Origin of the sequence: Pseudomonas triticicola (assembly GCF_019145375.1) — a bacterium.
Classification (GTDB): domain Bacteria; phylum Pseudomonadota; class Gammaproteobacteria; order Pseudomonadales; family Pseudomonadaceae; genus Aquipseudomonas; species Aquipseudomonas triticicola.
In genome coordinates this window covers 154521-171615 of record NZ_JAHSTX010000001.1, presented here as the reverse complement: position 1 = coordinate 171615, position 17095 = coordinate 154521, and the positions used below count along the sequence as shown (strand labels likewise).

Annotated in this window: 19 protein-coding genes; 11 read left to right on the top strand and 8 right to left on the bottom strand. The window is 58.0% G+C overall.

Annotated elements, in window-relative coordinates:
- Positions 1–46 precede the first annotated feature (46 nt).
- The gene (locus tag KVG85_RS00750; RefSeq protein ID WP_217862738.1) at positions 47–1033 is read left to right on the top strand and encodes a hypothetical protein; all 987 of its coding nucleotides are present in this window, start codon (positions 47–49) and stop codon (positions 1031–1033) included.
- A gap of 3 nt (positions 1034–1036) precedes the next feature.
- Here the strand turns inward: KVG85_RS00750 and KVG85_RS00745 are convergent, their stop codons facing one another.
- The 4 genes from KVG85_RS00745 to KVG85_RS00730 all read right to left on the bottom strand — a co-directional run bounded on the left by KVG85_RS00745 (position 1037) and on the right by KVG85_RS00730 (position 4233).
- Entirely contained in the window at positions 1037–2176 is a 1140-nt protein-coding gene (locus tag KVG85_RS00745; protein ID WP_217862737.1) for a hypothetical protein, read from the bottom strand.
- A 66-nt stretch (positions 2177–2242) separates the two neighbouring features.
- On the bottom strand, positions 2243–2962 hold the full coding sequence (locus KVG85_RS00740) for a DUF6933 domain-containing protein (RefSeq protein WP_217862736.1): 720 nt from the start codon (positions 2960–2962) through the stop codon (positions 2243–2245).
- Between the two features lie 33 nt (positions 2963–2995).
- The gene (locus KVG85_RS00735) at positions 2996–3358 is read right to left on the bottom strand and encodes a hypothetical protein (RefSeq protein ID WP_039758005.1); all 363 of its coding nucleotides are present in this window, start codon (positions 3356–3358) and stop codon (positions 2996–2998) included.
- Positions 3359–3417: 59 nt separating this feature from the next.
- Positions 3418–4233 (bottom strand): sulfite exporter TauE/SafE family protein, encoded by an 816-nt coding sequence (locus KVG85_RS00730; RefSeq protein ID WP_217862735.1) that lies wholly within the window; start codon positions 4231–4233, stop codon positions 3418–3420.
- Positions 4234–4342: 109 nt separating this feature from the next.
- Here KVG85_RS00730 and KVG85_RS00725 point away from each other — a divergent pair, with 109 nt between their 5' ends.
- The 4 genes from KVG85_RS00725 to KVG85_RS00710 all read left to right on the top strand — a co-directional run bounded on the left by KVG85_RS00725 (position 4343) and on the right by KVG85_RS00710 (position 6238).
- Complete coding sequence (locus KVG85_RS00725) at positions 4343–5110, top strand: AraC family transcriptional regulator (protein ID WP_217862734.1); 768 nt, start codon at positions 4343–4345, stop codon at positions 5108–5110.
- 93 nt (positions 5111–5203) lie between these two features.
- Positions 5204–5521, top strand: coding sequence for an XRE family transcriptional regulator (locus KVG85_RS00720; protein WP_217862733.1), 318 nt, complete (start codon positions 5204–5206; stop codon positions 5519–5521).
- A 98-nt stretch (positions 5522–5619) separates the two neighbouring features.
- A complete protein-coding gene (locus KVG85_RS00715) occupies positions 5620–5931 on the top strand; it encodes a type II toxin-antitoxin system RelE/ParE family toxin (protein WP_217864914.1) in 312 nt (103 codons plus the stop codon).
- Complete coding sequence (locus tag KVG85_RS00710; protein WP_217862732.1) at positions 5921–6238, top strand: helix-turn-helix domain-containing protein; 318 nt, start codon at positions 5921–5923, stop codon at positions 6236–6238. Before KVG85_RS00715 ends, KVG85_RS00710 begins: the two co-directional genes overlap by 11 nt.
- A 10-nt stretch (positions 6239–6248) precedes the next feature.
- Here KVG85_RS00710 and KVG85_RS00705 read toward each other — a convergent pair whose 3' ends face one another.
- Positions 6249–7304 carry an MBL fold metallo-hydrolase gene (locus KVG85_RS00705; protein WP_217862731.1) on the bottom strand — a complete coding sequence of 352 codons (1056 nt, stop codon included), beginning with the start codon at positions 7302–7304 and terminating at the stop codon, positions 6249–6251.
- Positions 7305–7515: 211 nt separating this feature from the next.
- Between KVG85_RS00705 and KVG85_RS00700 the strand changes: the two genes are divergently transcribed.
- From KVG85_RS00700 to KVG85_RS00690, 3 genes are all read left to right on the top strand, one after another.
- The gene (locus tag KVG85_RS00700; protein ID WP_016773570.1) at positions 7516–8124 is read left to right on the top strand and encodes a TetR/AcrR family transcriptional regulator; all 609 of its coding nucleotides are present in this window, start codon (positions 7516–7518) and stop codon (positions 8122–8124) included.
- 232 nt (positions 8125–8356) lie between these two features.
- Positions 8357–9676, top strand: a complete 1320-nt coding sequence (locus KVG85_RS00695; RefSeq protein ID WP_217862730.1) for a methyl-accepting chemotaxis protein — start codon at positions 8357–8359, stop codon at positions 9674–9676.
- 99 nt (positions 9677–9775) lie between these two features.
- Positions 9776–10480: a CTP synthase C-terminal region-related (seleno)protein gene (locus KVG85_RS00690; protein ID WP_217862729.1), complete on the top strand. Its 705-nt coding sequence runs from the start codon at positions 9776–9778 to the stop codon at positions 10478–10480.
- A 148-nt stretch (positions 10481–10628) separates the two neighbouring features.
- Here KVG85_RS00690 and KVG85_RS00685 read toward each other — a convergent pair whose 3' ends face one another.
- Entirely contained in the window at positions 10629–10955 is a 327-nt protein-coding gene (locus KVG85_RS00685) for a DUF2025 family protein (RefSeq protein WP_217862728.1), read from the bottom strand.
- Between the two features lie 220 nt (positions 10956–11175).
- Between KVG85_RS00685 and KVG85_RS00680 the strand changes: the two genes are divergently transcribed.
- Positions 11176–12303 carry a glycerophosphodiester phosphodiesterase gene (locus tag KVG85_RS00680; RefSeq protein ID WP_122704241.1) on the top strand — a complete coding sequence of 376 codons (1128 nt, stop codon included), beginning with the start codon at positions 11176–11178 and terminating at the stop codon, positions 12301–12303.
- A gap of 156 nt (positions 12304–12459) precedes the next feature.
- Positions 12460–12765 carry a PepSY domain-containing protein gene (locus tag KVG85_RS00675; RefSeq protein ID WP_030142484.1) on the top strand — a complete coding sequence of 102 codons (306 nt, stop codon included), beginning with the start codon at positions 12460–12462 and terminating at the stop codon, positions 12763–12765.
- Between the two features lie 267 nt (positions 12766–13032).
- Here the strand turns inward: KVG85_RS00675 and KVG85_RS00670 are convergent, their stop codons facing one another.
- Complete coding sequence (locus KVG85_RS00670) at positions 13033–14655, bottom strand: methyl-accepting chemotaxis protein (RefSeq protein WP_217862727.1); 1623 nt, start codon at positions 14653–14655, stop codon at positions 13033–13035.
- 276 nt (positions 14656–14931) lie between these two features.
- On the opposite strand from KVG85_RS00670, the gene KVG85_RS00665 reads away from it, so the two are divergent.
- Positions 14932–15954 carry a transporter gene (locus KVG85_RS00665; protein WP_136492879.1) on the top strand — a complete coding sequence of 341 codons (1023 nt, stop codon included), beginning with the start codon at positions 14932–14934 and terminating at the stop codon, positions 15952–15954.
- Positions 15955–16092: 138 nt separating this feature from the next.
- On the opposite strand, the gene KVG85_RS00660 is transcribed toward KVG85_RS00665, so the two are convergent.
- On the bottom strand, positions 16093–16989 hold the full coding sequence (locus tag KVG85_RS00660) for a LysR family transcriptional regulator (RefSeq protein WP_217862726.1): 897 nt from the start codon (positions 16987–16989) through the stop codon (positions 16093–16095).
- Positions 16990–17095 lie beyond the last annotated feature (106 nt).

Sequence of the window (17095 nt, the reverse complement as noted above, 5' to 3'; positions counted from 1 at the left end):
TCCCGCTATTAATACCCCTCCCTCACTCAAGGATCCGAGCCCCACCATGAAATTCGATCTCGCCTACTGCCTCAGCCTCGACGACAAGTTGTCGATCTATGACGTTCGCGATCTCAATTTCGATGAGACGGTGGCATTTGACTCGGCGAAGGAACACTTCCAGTGCCCCAACGATGACTGTCGTTCGGCGGTCGAGGGTTCCAATGAGCTTGGCACGTTCAACGCCAAGAATGTGAATTACGTGCGCACGCCGCACTTCAAAAATCTGCCGACTACGCAGCATGTGCCGGGTTGTCCGTATGCGAGTTTGAAGGCGTCGGCGTCTGGCGTTGAGACGGCGGATGGCGAGGTGGATGACGGGCGTGAGGAGCATTTCCCATCGGAGTTATTGCTGACCCGGCGTGAGTATGTACGCAAGCCTGTCACGCCAGCGGGGGCGGCGGATGTGTTGCGGGATGATCCGGCGCGGGTGATGGCGGAGAGTGGTAAAGAGTCGGTGGGTCGTGAGTCGGCGCCGGACAAGACCAGTGTGTTTGCGCATCCGGTGGAGTGTTTTGTTTCCAACTTCGCCGACAAGGATTTGCTCAAGCGCATGCCGTTGAAGATTGGCGAGCATACGGCGCCGTACAGTTCGTTCTTCAAGAAGATCGAGTATCTGACGGACAACAAGGGGCTGATTTACTGGGGGCGGATCAAGAAGATCGAGGACTTCCACAGTGCCAGTTTTCGTATCGATTTCGAGGACAAGGTCTGGTTCAAGAAGCCCGAGGACAGTAAGAAGAAGCCGTATCCGGTCAGCGTTTATCTGAACAAAAAGCTCATCGACAACTACCGCAAGCGCAAGGCGTTTCTGGAGGAGATCAAGCACGCGGTGGATAGCGACAAGGCGTTGTTCTGTTTCTTCTATGGGGTGACGCCGGAGCTGAAGCAGGTGCCCGGCAAGAAGAACCCCGAAAAACCTTTCGAGGTCTTCAATGCCAATATCGAGAACCTGGATCACTTCATTATTCGTGAAGCGCCGGGGTTGGAATGAGAGTTAGCTTTCGGGCAGTTGCAGTTTCACGGCACCCGGATGCTGCTTGAGCAGACCATAGGGTAGAACGCCCCATTCGACGTATCCGCAAACTGCCATGACATGCGGATAGGACGGAAAAAAGGTGACGCCTTTTTCTCCAAACTGCCATGTAGGAAATTGCCAGGGTTCTGGCTCGTCATAGCCGCAATCATTTTCGCCCTCAGCGACAACGGTCATTTCGGTAGGGTAACGCTTCGACAATTGTTCGACGAGCCAAGGGGCGAGTTCTTTGGCGCGGTAATTGGAGTTTTCCTCCGAAGATGCGTCAGGTGATTCTTCACGATGCAGCGGCTCACCCTGGCCCACCCACAGCACATCTTCAAGGCTCAACAGTTGCCCAGTCCGCGTATCGAAGTTCAGCGATTCATTATTTTGATCAGGATACGCACCGCCGCAATAATACTCGGTGGACACTCGCACGCTCATGACTGAAGACGACATCCACAGCGGCTGCGCGGATTGCGTGTAACTCCCCGAACAACCGTAATACTGCGACACTTCGCTCCATAACCGCGCCCTCAAATATTGATTGATGCGTTCCTGCGCTGCCGGGGCGTAACCCGATACCACTTCAAACAGCGAAGCCCCCGACTTCGGCTCGCTCCACCACTGCAGGGTGTAGCCCATGAAGGTTTCGGTCTTGCCTTTTTTCAACAGCAAACCCTCGAGCCGCAGGTATTCGTAGGGCTGTGTGTCATGCAGTTGCGCCAGATATGGCGCGGCACCTGCAGGAACATCAGGAAGCCTGGCGGGTTGTAAGTCCACTTTTAGCGTTTTTCCGGAAGGGGCCTTCCACTCGCCGCTCCAACCGCTGAGTGTGGGCAGCAAGCGCAAGGTCGGGCGCGAGTCACCGTCCATTGCAGCGCCTTCCAGCATCACCAACGCGTCGCCGTCTTTACTAGTTTCCAGCGCAAGGTCGGTTCGGTATTTTCGGTAAAAATAACGGCCTTCGTTGTAGCGCGCGTCGAGTTCAACAACAATCGCGGCTTTACCCAAGGTGCCGGTGAAGACTTGCCTACTGTCTTCGGCCCAGGCGCGCGGTGAGAGACATAAAGCTATAAGTGCTAAAGCCAAGTTGATGCGCAACAGTCCAAGATGCATCGTTTCATCCTTGAATGAGCGGGCCGTTGCCCGTAAAAAAGCGTCGCAGATGGTGACGGGCCAAACTCAGTTCCTAGAATTCTGCCTCTCATACTCTTCCCTAAAAGCCTTGCGCTCCATCTCCGCGATCTCCCGCGCGACTTGATGCCGACGCTCTTTCGCAGCGTGCAGCTGGACATCATCGAGGAAGCAATAATGGCGCAGCCAGTGAAGCGTCATTTCCTCGTCCGGGAAGTAGTAGGACTTGGCTCCCTTGCTGTTTCTTGGCGTGTCGTTCATTTGTTCGTCGAAAACCATCGCCGTGACTTCATTGGGTGGTAAGCAACCCGTTCCAGCGACCTTGTCTCGAAAACACCAGGCAATTTCATCAATGTGTTTTTGCGCGCTGCGATGGCCGCGCCGATAGAATCGCTGGTGCTCACAAGTCTGTTGCATCCGCTCCAACATCACCTCGGGGTCTAGCCATTGTCCGAGGCCATGGTTTTGGGCATTGATCATCAGGCCATTCACCCAACGCTCGGTGAAGCGCAAAACGAACTCGTGATCGTCGGCTTTTTTCGCGTCAGCCAGGATCACGCAATAGCGGGTTTTGATGTGCAGGACCAACAACACATGTTTGCGCTGCACAGTGATCGCATGAACCAACCACTGTTCGTCCGCGCCGTTCAGCTCATCATCCTCAATAACTGATGACGGCGGTTTGGTGTCCACCGGCGTGATCGTTTTGCCTTTATGAACACGGCTGAAGAACTTGCTGGCGGCTTCGGTGCAATTGAAGATCAACATTCAGGTTCTCTTGGAAGCGCGGGTGACATTGGGTCAGTCATCTCGAACGATCTCTTCGACCCACTCAATTTCGTAAGCCCGACGTTCAATATCAGAAGTCAGCTTCTGCACTTCCTCGCTCAGAATCGACAACTCCGCATGGGTCAATAAATCATGCGAGACCATGAGCGTCAGTTTCCAAAGCGCGGAGGAACGAGCCAGACCATCGAACATGCGAGCCATGTCGCGGTTTCGATCATTGATCAAACCGTAGATCATGCCGTAGCGGGCATGGGCTGACAGCGCACCGTGCTGTGTGATTGTCTTGGTATCGGCGAGCACACCTTGGCAAAAACGGTCGAGCGCGATTTTGCGCAGTTGCTTGAATTTCTTCCAGTCACTTTCACTGATCGACATGACGTTCCCCGTGTGTTCTGTTTGACCTCAGCAAGATTAACCCGGTTAACCGCATTAGCTCATCTCGTCCACATACCCAGCATCACTAGCATAAGTAAGCCAACATAGATTTGGGCATGCATTCTATCCGGTATCCGCCCAATCCACCGCGCTGCCAATCTGATCCCCAGCAACGAGCCAACCGTCAGCAGCGCAAACGCCAGCACATCGACATACCCGATATACCAAACGCCCAGATCAGCCCCGGTGAAACCGGCCAGCGCCATGTACGTCAGTGTGCCGGCCAACGCTACCGGCACGCTGAGCGGATTGGCCAGCGATGTGGCTTGCGACATGCTCAACCCGCAACGGCGCAGCAGCGGCACGGTCATGACGCTTCCTCCTACGCCGAGGAAGGTTGCGACGGCGCCGATGCCTACACCGCCGGCGGATGTTTCCGTCATGGTCAGTCGCCGTGGGAAAGTGGTTTGGGACTGTGTGAGAAATCCTTGGCGCAGCAGGCAATCGACGATGGTCACGCCTATATAGGCGATGAAGGCGTAGCGGATGACTTGGCCGTTGACCCACATCGCAGCGATGGCGCCGACGATCGCGCCCACGCCGATAAACCCGCCCAATGGCCAAAGATATTCCCTGAGCAGATTGCCCGCGCGTTGGTGTTTGCGTGTGGCGATCAGGGCGTTGACGATCATCACGCAGGTCGAGGTGGCCACGGCGATGTGCATGGCCGATTGCGCGATGGGGTCGTCAGCTGCGTGGCTGGCGGTGAGCATGCGATAGAGCAGAGGCACGATGACGAACCCGCCGCCGAAACCGAAGAGCACGGCGCTGATGCCGGTGAGGCAGCCGAACAGTGCAAGCAGGAGGTAGAACATGGTGAGCGTCCAGAACTGGGAGCCGTGACATTAGTGCGTCAGGCATTGGCCGGCTTCAGTAGTTGGGCCAATAATGTTCGCGTTTACGCCAATCGCTGGAACACGCCTGATGCGCAATATTTCGATCAATCAGCTCGATGACACGCCTCGCACGGTCGTGGCCATCGGTACCGATTATTCCCACGGCTACCTACTACCGTTTCATACGCATCGCCGTGGGCAATTGCTCTACGGCGCAACAGGCGTGATGCAAGTCAGCACCCGGAACGGTAACTGGGTGGTGCCGCCGCAGCGCGCGGTGTGGATTCCACCGGGCGTGGCCCATGAGGTGTTGATGCTCGGGGTGAGCACGCGCAGTGTGTATGTCGAACCGGGCAACGTGGATCTGGGGCCGGACTGCCAAGTGCTCAATGTGTCGCCGCTGCTGCGGCATTTGCTGATGGAAGCGGTGGACGTGCCACTGATGTACGACCAGGCCGGACGCGACGGTGTGCTGATCAACTTGCTGTTGCATGAACTGGCACGCAGCGCGCCCCTTGCCCTACACATTCCCATGCCCGCCGAAGGAAAACTCCTCAGTCTGTGTCAGACCTTTCTGAACATGCCCAATGCCCACCAATCGCCGCAGGATTGGGCCGATCAGTTACACATAAGCTTGCGAACCTTTAACAGATTGTTTCGGCAGCAGACCGGGCTCAGCTTTCGTCAGTGGCGCCAGCAGGCGTGCGTCGTGCGGGCGTTGGCACGGTTGGCGACGGGGGAAGCGGTGACGCGGATTGCCCTGGACTTCGGCTATGAGAGCCCGGCGGCGTTTTCGACGATGTTTCGGCGTGTGCTGGGACAGGCACCGTCCGTCTGGTTGGAGCCGACGAACTAGGCAAATTCGAAAAATGCGTTTGATCCCGGCCGAAAACAACTGTACAAAAACACAGTACATTTTCAATCAGCACTTTTGAGCCCGGAGCACACCATGGCCTCTCTTGCGATGAACCACGTCCTCGAACGCATTGCCCTTTTCCAGTTCACCCCGACCCACTGCGTCCAGGCCCGCGCCATGCTGGGCTGGAGCGTTGAACAACTGTCGCGCGAGGCCGAAGTGGCGGTGGTAGATATCCAGCGGTTCGAAGCGCAGCAGGACGTGGCGGACGCCGCGAGACTGGCACTGGCTTATCGGTTTGAAGCGCAGGGGTTGGTGTTCTTCCCCGGGTTTGCACCGGGGCGCAGTGTCAGGGCGCAGGCTATGGCGGGGGAATCGGTGGGGCGTGGGGAGTTTGCGATGGCTGACTGAAATGGCAATTTGATAATTATTCCAAAATAGGTATATTTCGCATGAGTGCAAGGAAGCCGCTTATGTGGGTCTGCAGTAGTAAAAAAGATGTCAAGCAGATGCCCACAGAGGTCCAAGACGTTTTTGGTCACGCACTGGATCTGGCTCAATGTGGCCTGAAGTATTCAGATGCAAAGCCATTGAAAGGGTTCGGAGGCGCAGGTGTCCTGGAGTTGATAGAAGACTTCGACACTGACACCTACCGCGCCATTTATACGGTTCGTTTTGGCAGTGCAATTTACGTTTTGCACTGCTTTCAGAAAAAGTCGAAAAGCGGGATTAAAACCGCCCAGTCGGACATTGATCTGATCAGAAACAGACTTCGAGCCGCCCAGGAACATGCGAAAGGATCAGAAAACCATGAAGATTGAAGTAGGTAGCGGAAACGTCTATCACGATCTGGACTTACCCAATGCAAGTGAAATGCAGGTGAAGTCGCAGCTCGCAGCGAAAATTGGCGCAATCATTAAGGCGCGTCATCTCACTCAGATTCAGGCGTCAGAAATCTTGGGACTCTCACAACCCAAGCTTTCCGAAATGTTGCGTGGCAAATTTCGCGGAATCAGTGAGGCCAAAATGATGGAATGCCTTTCACGTCTCGGACGAGATGTGCAAATTGTAGTCAAATCGGCCCCCCGATCACGGAAAGAGGGCCGTATTGAAGTGGTATTCGCTTGAGGCGAACGCGTCAGGCATTCTGAGCAAGCGCCTCCCCCTCCTCTTCAACCGCCATCCACCACGCACTCCCCCGTTGTGGATGCGCAATGTTGAACGCCTCCCCCATTCGCGGTGTGGTAATCGCAATACTGCGTTCCCACGCGAGGGCAAGAATGCGGTCGAACGGTTCGTGCCAGGCGTGCATGGCCAGGTCGAAGGTGCCGTTGTGGATCGGGAAGAGCCAGCGGCCCTTGAGGTCGATGTGGGCTTGCAGGGTTTCTTCCGGTTGCATGTGCACGTGGGGCCATTCGACGTTGTAGGCGCCGGTTTCCATCAGGGTCAGGTCGAACGGGCCGTATTGTTCGCCGATGCGTTTGAAGCCGTCGAAGTAACCGCTGTCGCCGCTGAAGAAGATTCGTGTGTCGGCGTCGATCATCACCCATGACGCCCACAGCGTGCTGTTGCCGTCGAACAGGCCACGGCCGGAGAAGTGCTGCGATGGGGTGGCGATGAAGCGGATACCGGCGATTTCGGTGCCCTGCCACCAGTCGTACTGGCGCACCTTGCTGGCGTCGACGCCCCATTTGATCAGGGTGTCGCCCACGCCCAGCGGAGTCAGGAAGTAAGTGGTTTTGGCGGCGAGTTTGAGTACCGCTTCATAGTCGAGATGGTCGTAATGATTGTGCGAGAGGATCACCGCTTCGATCGGTGGCAGCTCGTCAATGCTGATCGGTGGTTGGTGGAAGCGTTTCGGACCCGCCCATTGCACCGGCGAGGCGCGCTCGGCGAAGACCGGGTCGGTGATCCAGAATTTGTCGCGCATCTTCAGCAACAGCGTCGAGTGTCCCAAGCGGTAAACGCTGTGATTGGGCGCTGCGAGCAGATCTTCACGGGTCAGCGGCTGTACAGGAATGGCGGCGCTCGGACGGGTGTCGCGCGGTTTGTGGAAAATCATGTTCCACATGATCCGCAGCATTTTGCGCAGGCCTTCGCGCTGAACCGGCGCATGATTGCGAAACAGCCCTTGATCCTGGCGCGAGGCTTCAGGCGTGGGAGTTTTATCCGGGAGTGAGACTGGATTGGCCATGACTGAACGACTCCGAAAAACCGTGTGCTGCACGGTATTCCACGGGAAATGAAAATGGCCAAGCTGCACGCAAAGGCCAAACGCTCTGGTTTGTAAGGTGCGACGATTAACGCAACATTACACTAAGCGGTGTAGTTTCTAGGTTGCATCAAAGCCGACGCCAAGTAAACTGCCGAGTGTAATTTCCTTTCTTCTCTACCGAAGTCCGCTCATGACCGCTCCACAACGCCTCACCGATCGCAAACGCGAAGCCATCATCCAGGCGGCGATCGCCGAATTCCGTGCCCACGGGTTCGAAATCACCAGCATGGACAAGATCGCCGCCACGGCCGGCGTGTCGAAGCGGACGGTGTACAACCACTTCCCGAGCAAGGAAGAGCTGTTCGCCGAGATCCTTAATCAGTTGTGGGCGCGGATCATTGCCGAGCCATCGGTGAGCTACGACCGCGAGCAACCGCTGCATGAGCAGTTGCGCCTGATGCTGCGAGAAAAAGTGCAGATGATGGCTGACGAGAATTTTCTCACCCTCGCCCGGGTGGCGATTGCCGCAACCATTCATTCCCCTGAACGTGCGCAGAACATGATCGAGCGCATGGGCGAGCGCGAGGAAGGCCTGACCGTCTGGATACGCGCGGCGCAAGCCGACGGACGGCTCAAGCCGGTGGATCCAGAATTTGCCGCGCATCAAGTACAAGGTTTGCTCAAGGCATTCGCGTTCTGGCCGCAGATCTCGCTGGGTCGCGCGGCCCTTGATCCAGACGCGCAGAATGCAGTTGCCGAGTCGGCGCTGGAGATGTTCCTGGCACTGTATCAGCGGTGAATCACCGGCTCGTCGAGCCGTGTACAACTAATCTCGTAAAAAGTTATACAAACTTGTGAAAAATTCCTTTCTTGTACAACTTTATTAAGTTTTGTATAAGTAGCCATCTGCCAGTAACGGAACGCTGGCATTGAGCAGTCACCACCGAATGCCGTCTGTGCATTTCGGTCTGCCGGCGCAGGAATAGGGACTGAATCCTTTTGATTTTCCCCACTTCCCGAGTATCGCAAGCATGTTTTTCAATCGCCAGAAAGCCGCCCTCGCTGAACTGCAACACACCGTTTTTGACCAGGCTGCAATGCTCGAAGCGATCGACCGTTCGATGGCGGTGATCGAGTTCGATCTTGATGGCGTGGTGTTGCGTGCCAATGACAATTTCCTCAAGACCATGGGTTACACGGCTGCCCAGGCGATCGGCCAGCCGCACCGGCATTTCTGCACACCAGAGTTCGGTCGCAGTGCCCAATACACTGAGCTGTGGTCGCGCCTGAAAAACGGTCAGTTCCAGTCCGGCACCTTTGAACGGGTCGACAGCAAAGGCCAGCCGATCTGGCTCGAGGCCAGTTACAACCCGATCAAGGATGCATCGGGACGGGTGATCAAAGTGGTCAAGTACGCGATGGATGTCACCGCCAAGGTGCAGCAGGAGAACGAGGCCAGCGCCAAGCTGCAGGCGATCGATCGCGCGATGGCGGTGATCGAGTTCGATCTCGACGGCAATATCCTTACCGCCAACCAGAATTTTCTCACGCGCATGGGTTACAGCCTCGCAGAGCTCAAGGGCCAGCATCACCGCCTGTTCTGCACCCCGGCGCTGGTCAACAGCGGCGCCTATCAGGATTTCTGGCGGCGCCTGAATCAGGGCGAGTTCTTCCACGGGCAGTTCGAGCGCGTGGATAAACGCGGTCAGATCGTCTGGCTGGAGGCCAACTACAACCCGGTCTACGACGCTTCGGGGCGCTTGTACAAAGTCGTGAAGTTCGCGTCTGACGTTACCGCCCGTGTCGAGCAACACGAGCAGGACGCGCGCAGTGCCAGCACCGCTTACCACATCTCGGTAGCGACGCGAAAAGTCGCCGAGCAAGGTACGCAGGTGATTCAACAGGCTGCCAGCGAAATGCGCGAAATCGCCGAGGACATCAGCCAGTCCTCAACGCTGATCGCACAACTGGGCGACCGCTCCGAGCAGATCACCGCCATCGTCAACACTATCCGCGCGATCGCCGATCAGACCAACCTGCTCGCCCTCAACGCCGCCATCGAAGCCGCGCGCGCCGGTGAACAGGGCCGCGGCTTTGCCGTGGTGGCCGATGAAGTACGGCAACTGGCGGCGCGCACCAGCGGTTCCACTGCGGAGATCTCCACCATGATCAGCCTGATCCAGAGCGAAACACGGCAGGCGATCAAGAGCATGCAAGGCACCCGCGACCGCGCCGCAGAAGGCGTGGAACTGGCCAATCAGGCCGGCACGGTGATTCTGCAGATTCGCGATGGCGCCAGTGAGGCGGTGGATGCGGTGAGCATGTTTGCCAATGAGCAGGTGTCGGGGTGATGGCGGTAGTCTCAGTCACCAGGTAAAACTCGGGATAGTGGGATGGCAATCACGCGATCTATAGTGACTGCCATCCATCAGCAAGCGTAGGGAAATCCCATGGAAAATCGCGCCATTCGCATCGCCCTGATTGGCGACTACGACCCTCAAGTCACCGCCCACCAAGCAATCCCGGTTGCACTCGGCCTGGTCGCCGAAAACCTGCAACGCACCGTGCAGTTCGAGTGGTTGGCCACTGAAGAGATCGGCACCGACACTGCGCTGACTCAATTCGATGGATTCTGGTGTGTACCCGCCAGCCCTTATAAAAGTGAAGACGGTGCGCTAAGAGCAATCCGCTTTGCCCGCGAGCAAGGGCGACCTTTCCTCGGTACCTGCGGCGGTTTTCAGCACGCGGTTCTGGAATATTCGCGCAATGTGCTGGGCTGGGCCGACGCCGAGCATGGGGAAACCTCGCCAGAATCCGAACGCGCTGTGCTCACGCCGCTGAGCTGCTCGCTGGTTGAAGCCATCGACGTCATTCACCTCCAGCCCGGCTCGTTGATCGCCAAGGCGTACGAAAAGTCTGAAATTGAAGAAGGCTATCGCTGCCGCTACGGCGTGAATCCGCAGTTCGAACAGCATTTGATGAGCGATCAGCTACAAGCGGTAGGCCGTGATTCGGAGGGGGATCTGCGCGCTATCGAATTGAAAAAACATCCGTTTTTCGTCGCCACGCTGTTCCAGCCGGAACGCGCCGCCCTAAAAGGAAAAATGCCACCGCTGGTTCGCGCATTTATCGAAGCCTGCGGATTGCGGGATTGAGCGTTATGCACTCGGCCAGTGAGGTTGGCGGCGCCCCCAACGCCGCCTTCGCGAGCAGGCTCGCTCCCACATTGGATCTGTGGCGTTCAGAAAATCCCTGTGGGAGCGAGCCTGCTCGCGAAGAGGCCCGCAACCACACAGCAAAACCTCAACCGCGCACCAGACTCCGCACCGCAACAATCTCCGGCACCTCGACCTTGCTCATGTAAACCCGCAACGGCTCGGTGATGTTGATGCGGTCGTCGATGTGTTGATCGAGCAGCAACTGAATCAACTCGCGCTTGAGGGTCATGGTGGTTTCCGACGCCTTCGCCCAGACGAATTCACTGACCGGGATGATGCCGTTGTCGGCCACGTCCATGCCGAACGAATCTTCGCTGAAGCGCACGATGTACTGGCCGGTCTTGCGGTTGAGGCCAACGAAGCCTTTGAGATCGTCGGCGGCCTGGCAGATGAGTTGAGAGGTGATGCGCATGGTAAACCTCACGAAAGATGATCGATGGTTTACACGCAGGGCAACGCAGCGGCGCGCCCTCTGCCGGAGCGTCTGCCGAGGGCAAGCGTACTGCAAACAGCGCCACAAAAGTGCAGGAAATTTCCGTTTTGCTCGGTTTATGTCGGTCTGGCGATAGCCCTGCGGCGCGTCAATTGTTAAAAGGTACGTCTCGAAAAAAACCTGCGAAAGGAACTCGACCATGCCTGCCACTTTTACCCGAAGCGCTCTGGTGCTGAGTCTGTTGTTCGGCCTCGGTCAGGCGCATGCCGCCAGCCACCCGGAGCCCAAGGCAATCGCTGCCGCCCACGGCATTCCGCATCCAGCGGTGATCGCCCACCGTGGCGCGTCGTTCGATGCCCCGGAATCCACCGCTGCGGCCTACAAACTGGCCCGCGACCTCGGCGCCGATTACCTGGAAATGGATTTGCAGCGCAGCAAGGACGGCGTGCTCTTCGCCCTGCACGACGACAACCTGCAACGCACCACCGACGTCGCCAGTAAATTCCCCGAGCGCAAGGACAGCCCGGCCACCGCGTTCACCATGGCCGAACTGAAAACCCTCGATGCCGGCAGCTGGTTCAACAGCAAATATCCTGACCGCGCACGCCCGTCCTACGCCGGGCTGAAGATTCTTACCCTCGATGAAATCATCGACATCGCCCGCGCCAACCCCCAGCACAAGCCGGGCCTGTACATTGAAACCAAAGAGCCGCAGCTGTTTCCCGGCATCGAACATGACCTCAAGGAAAAACTGCAGGATCGCGGCTGGCTCAGTCCGGCCGGTTCGAAACTGGCGAAAAGTGCGCTCGGCGTCGGTCAGGGCAAAGGCAAGGTGATCCTGCAGACCTTCGATAAAAACAGCCTGCAATTGCTGGAAAAGGAAATGCCGCAAGTGCCGAAGATTCTGCTGTTGTGGGTCGGCGAAGGCAGCATCGAGCCGAAATCCGCCGTGACGTTTGCCGCGTCCGGCGAGAAAGACAAAAACGTTTTCTACGGCAAGCAGGAACCCAAGTCAGAAGCGGAATTCAAGCAATGGGTCGACTACGCCAAGGCCCAGGGCGCGATCGGCACCGGCCCTTCGGCGAAGCTGACTCAGGGTGGTGATCAGAGTTACTCCGACCTGGTGCAACCGTGGATGAATAAGTACACCCACGACCAAGGCATGCTGGTGCATGTTTATACGGTCGACGAGGCGGTGGACTACGAGAAAGTCATGGCAGCGGGTGTCGACGGCATCTTTACCAACCGCGCCAGTGAACTGTTGAAGTTTTACAAGCGTCCGGCTGTTGGCAGTGTTGATGAGGTTCTGAAGAAGAACGGTTTCTGACTTGTTATCGAGTCGTCTGCTTCGCGAGCAGGCTCGCTCCCGCAAAGAGCAGTTTTATCGCGGAGCAGAGATTTAAGGGTGAATTAAGTTGCGCTGGTTAATCTGAACCCACTTACACAGATCAACCACTTCAACGCACTGCCAAGGAATGAACCGATGAAAACTTTGACTGCCCTGTTTACCGCCGCTGCCCTGACCCTCACCGCAGGCCTGGCTCAGGCTGATGTTCGCATCGACCAGATCCCGCAACTGGTCAAGGACGGCAAGATCAAGTCGCTGGAATCGATGAACGCCGAAGCACTGAAACTGCACCCGGGCGCAACGATTACCGACACCGATCTGGATAACCACTTCAATGGTTACGAGTATGAAGTTGAACTTAAAACTGCTGACGGCAAAGAGTTCGACGTGGACTTTGATGCCACCACCGGTAAAGTGCTGAGCAACAAGCAAGACACTTGATAGACCGCTGTTAAAGAGCCGCACGATTTAACGATCGTGCGGCTTTTTTGTGGCTGCGGATTGGGGCGCAAACTTTGTGTGGTCTGTGAACTCGATCCCCCTCACCCCAGCCCTCTCCCCCAGGAGAGGGAGCCGATTTGCGGGCCGCTCAAACCCGAGTTCGACTCGGTATCGCAAGTTCGGTGCAATTCACACATTCCCTGCGGCCAGTCCCCTCTCCCTCCGGGAGAGGGTTAGGGTGAGGGGCTGACAAACCGCCACCCAAAATCAAGCACTCAACCGCGCCGTCACCTCATTCAACTGCCCCGACAACCCATGCAGGTTCTGACTGGCACTTTCGGTGCGCTGCACGTTGTCGAGGTTGGTGCTGGCAATCGCGGTGATTTCAGTCAGGTTGCGCGAGATATCCTCGGCCACTGAAGTCTGCTCTTCAGCGGCCGTGGCGATCTGCCGGTTCATGTCGCGAATCGCTTCCACGGCCAAGGTGATGCGCTCCAGCATCGCGCCGGCCTGGGTCACCTGTTCGACGCTTTCATCACTGCGCGCCTGGCCGCTCTCGATAGCCTGCGCGGCATCGACAGCGCCCGTCTGCACGTTCTGAATGATCTGGTTGATCTCGATGATCGACTCCGCCGTGCGCTGGGCGAGGTTGCGCACTTCATCGGCGACGACGGCAAAACCACGCCCGGCCTCACCCGCCCGCGCCGCTTCGATGGCCGCGTTGAGCGCCAGCAGGTTGGTCTGTTCGGCGATGCCACGAATCACTTCCAGCACCTTGCCGATACGACCGCTGTCGGTTTCCAGGCGACGAATCACCGTGGCGGTGTTGGCGATTTCGCCGCGCATCTGCGTGATCGAGTGAATGGTGGTCTGCATGACCTTTTCACCCTGCTGCGCCGACTGATCGGCATCATCCGCAGCACGCGCGGCATCGGCGGCGTGACGGGCGACTTCCTGGGCTGTGGCGGACATTTCATTCATCGCCGTGGCCACTTGATCCGTGCGGTTGAATTGCTCGCTGGTGCCGCCGGCCATGGTCGTGGCAATGGCGTTCAACTCGCCGCTGGCGCTGTCCAGATCACCGGCGCTGCGTTGCAAGCGAGTGAAGGTGTCCGCGAGAAAATCGCGCAGAGTGTTCGCTGCGGCGGCGAGGTTGCCCAGTTCATCGCGACGCTCGCTGACAACACGTTCAGCCAACTGCCCACGGCTCAAGCGGGTGACGTAATCGATGAGGTTGCGGATCGGCTCGATCAGGTTGCGGCTGACCAGCCACAGGCTCAGCAGACCGATCAACAAGCCTGACGCGAGCATCACCAACAGCCCCAGCCACACGGTGCGCTCAGCGCTGGCGCTGATCAACGCCGATTGCGCGGTGCCCTGCTCGCGCAGCTCGGCGACCAGTGCGCTCATCTGCTCGCTGGTGGCGCGATCGACGCCTTTGACCGCCGCGTCGCCGGCACTCGGATCACCACCGGCAGTGACGTAGGCATCGCGGCCTTTCTGGTAGGCCGCGCCCAACTGGCGATGCTCTTCGCGCAAGCGTTCGATGCGGGATTTGAGATTGGCCTCGATGCCTTTCTGGCCGGCCAGTTCGCCGAGAATATTCTGCACGTCGCGCTGACGCTCTTCGAACTGGCTCCAGTATTTCGCCAGATCCGCCGGTTGCTTGCCGCGCAGCAGAACGTTTTTCCATTCCTGCACCTGCACTTTGAATTGCAGGTTGGCTTCATCGATCAATTGCGAAGTGTGCAACGGGCCGGCGATCAACTGGCTATAGCTTTGCACGCCGTTGGAGAGGAAATGAAAGCAGGCCAGCGCGATCAACAATATCGCCAGCAGACTGCCGCTCAGCAGGGCGAGAATTTGCGTTCTCAGGGATTTTTGCAGCATTGCAGGGTACTCGAAGCAGGGATGAGGCACGCCCGAGCGGACGTGAAAAATGGCCGGACTTCCCTGTCGACGTACCATGGCCAAGGGCCGATGGCGCGCAACCTGACTCACCTGAGATCGGCGCGCCAGAGGGCTTCTTGAGAATCGTCCGACAGTCGGTAACGCATTGATTTGCAGTTACTTTACTGTCACAAAATGGTCATGTTGGCTTGCGATGATGCCGCTCAGGTGAACCTGAAAATCCCCCACCAGACACCCTCCTCGCAGCGAGCCGCCATGAACCACAGCCTCGATATCAGCCATCGCGCCCCGGACCTGTTTGGCTTGCTCTACGGCTTTCGCTTCCTGCCCGGGGAGCGCGGGCGCGAGATCGATTCGGCGACGGCTTTGCGCTGTTTGCAGGACGACGGTGACAGCGAAGAGTTTCTCTGGCTGCACCTGAACCTGGCCCATGCCGCGTGCGAGCGCTGGATGAAAAGTCATCTGCAATTGCCCGATGAGTTTTTCGAAGCACTGCACGAAGGTTCGCGATCGACACGCATCGAGCATGTCGATTCGGCGCTGCTGGCGGTGGTCAACGATGTGGTGTTCAACCTCAGCAGCATGGTTTCCTCCGACGTGTCGACGCTGTGGGTCTGCGTGCGCAGCAAACTGATCGTCAGCGCGCGCCTGCAACCGCTGCATTCGGTAGATAAATTGCGTTCGTCGGTGAAGGCCGGCGAGTGCTTTCGCTCGCCCTCGGAACTGCTCGTGCATTTGCTGCGCGATCAGGGCGAAGTGCTGACGCAGATCGTGCGCAAGACCAGCCTGAGTGTCGATCAGGTCGAAGACGAACTGCTCTCCTCGCGCCTGTCGACCAACCGCGCCGAACTTGGCGCCAACCGTCGCGTGCTGGTGCGTCTGCAACGGCTGTTGGCGCTGGAGCCGGGTTCGCTGCTGCGCCTGCTCAATCGTCCGCCGCCGTGGTTGCAGAAGGAGGACGTCAAGGAGTTGCGCAAATCCACCGAGGAGTTTGCGCTGATCATCAACGACCTCACCGCCCTCGGCGAACGCATCAAACTGTTGCAGGAAGAAATCGCCGCCAACCTCAACGAACAGAGCAACCGTACGCTGTTCACCCTGACGGTGGTGACAGTGCTGGCCTTGCCGATCAACATTATTGCCGGTTTTTTTGGGATGAATGTCGGCGGTGTGCCGCTGTCCCAGGACCCGCACGGATTTTGGGTACTGGTCGCGTTGGTGGCGACGTTCACCGTGATTGCCGGGCGCTGGGCGTTTCGCAAGCGTGGGGATTATTGAGCGCAAATCCCACACACAACACAGTCCTCCCTGTGGGAGCGAGCCTGCTCGCGAAGTCGGTGTGTCAGATAAATCAATGTTGAATGACATGGCGCTTTCGCGAGCAGGCTCGCTCCCACAGGGGCAATGTGCTCAATGTCAGAGCGTTGAACGTACGACCTCGCCGAGCCAATCCATAAACACCCGCACCCGCAGCGGCAAATGCCGTTGCCGCGCGTACAACAAGGAAATCGCCATCGGCGGTGCGGTGTGTTGCGGCAGTACGGTCACCAGTTCGCCATTTTCCAGATGCGGCTGCATGCCGGTGCGCGGTACCTGCGTCAGGCCGAAGCCGCCCAGGCACGCCGCTTCATAGGCGTCGGTGCTGTTTACCGTGACACTGCCGGCCATCGCCACCCGTCGCACTTCGTCACCCTCCTCATACACAAACCCTTCCGAACGCGAGCCCAGTACGCCGACGTAATGCACCAGCCGATGCTGCGCCAGATCCTCGATGGTCTGCGGCACGCCGTAACGTTGCAGGTAAGCCGGACTGGCGCAATTGACCATCGGGAAGTCGCCAAGATGCCGGGCGACCACCGACTGATCCGGCTGCGCGCCGATGCGCAACACGCAGTCGAAACCTTCGCTGAGCAGATCGACGCGGCGGTCGGTGCTGCTGATTTCCATCTGCAGATTCGGGTGGCGATCCATGAATTCCGGCAGGCGCGGCATGATCAAGCGTCGCGCGAGGATGTTCGGCATATCGACGCGGATGCGCCCGGTCAGCGAAGCCTCGTCCTGACGAAACAATCCTTCAATCTCATCCATGTGCGAGAGCAGATCTTTGCTGCGCTCGTACAGCACCAGACCATCCTGTGTGGCCTGCACCTTGCGCGTGGTGCGCTGCAACAGCCGCGTGCCGAGCAAGGCTTCGAGCGCCTGTACCTGCTCGGACACCGTGGAGCGCGGCAGGCCGAGGCTTTCACCGGCGAGGGTGAAACTCGACAGTTCGCTGACCCGGACGAAAGTGCGCAGCAGTTCCAGTTTGTTCATGACAAGCCCCGGTGATTGTTCGGCTGAGCCGATCAGTGATTCCGCTTTTGCCGTGTTTATCACCTCAGGGCGGATAAATAAACTTCTTCCATCCCCAATCAATGCA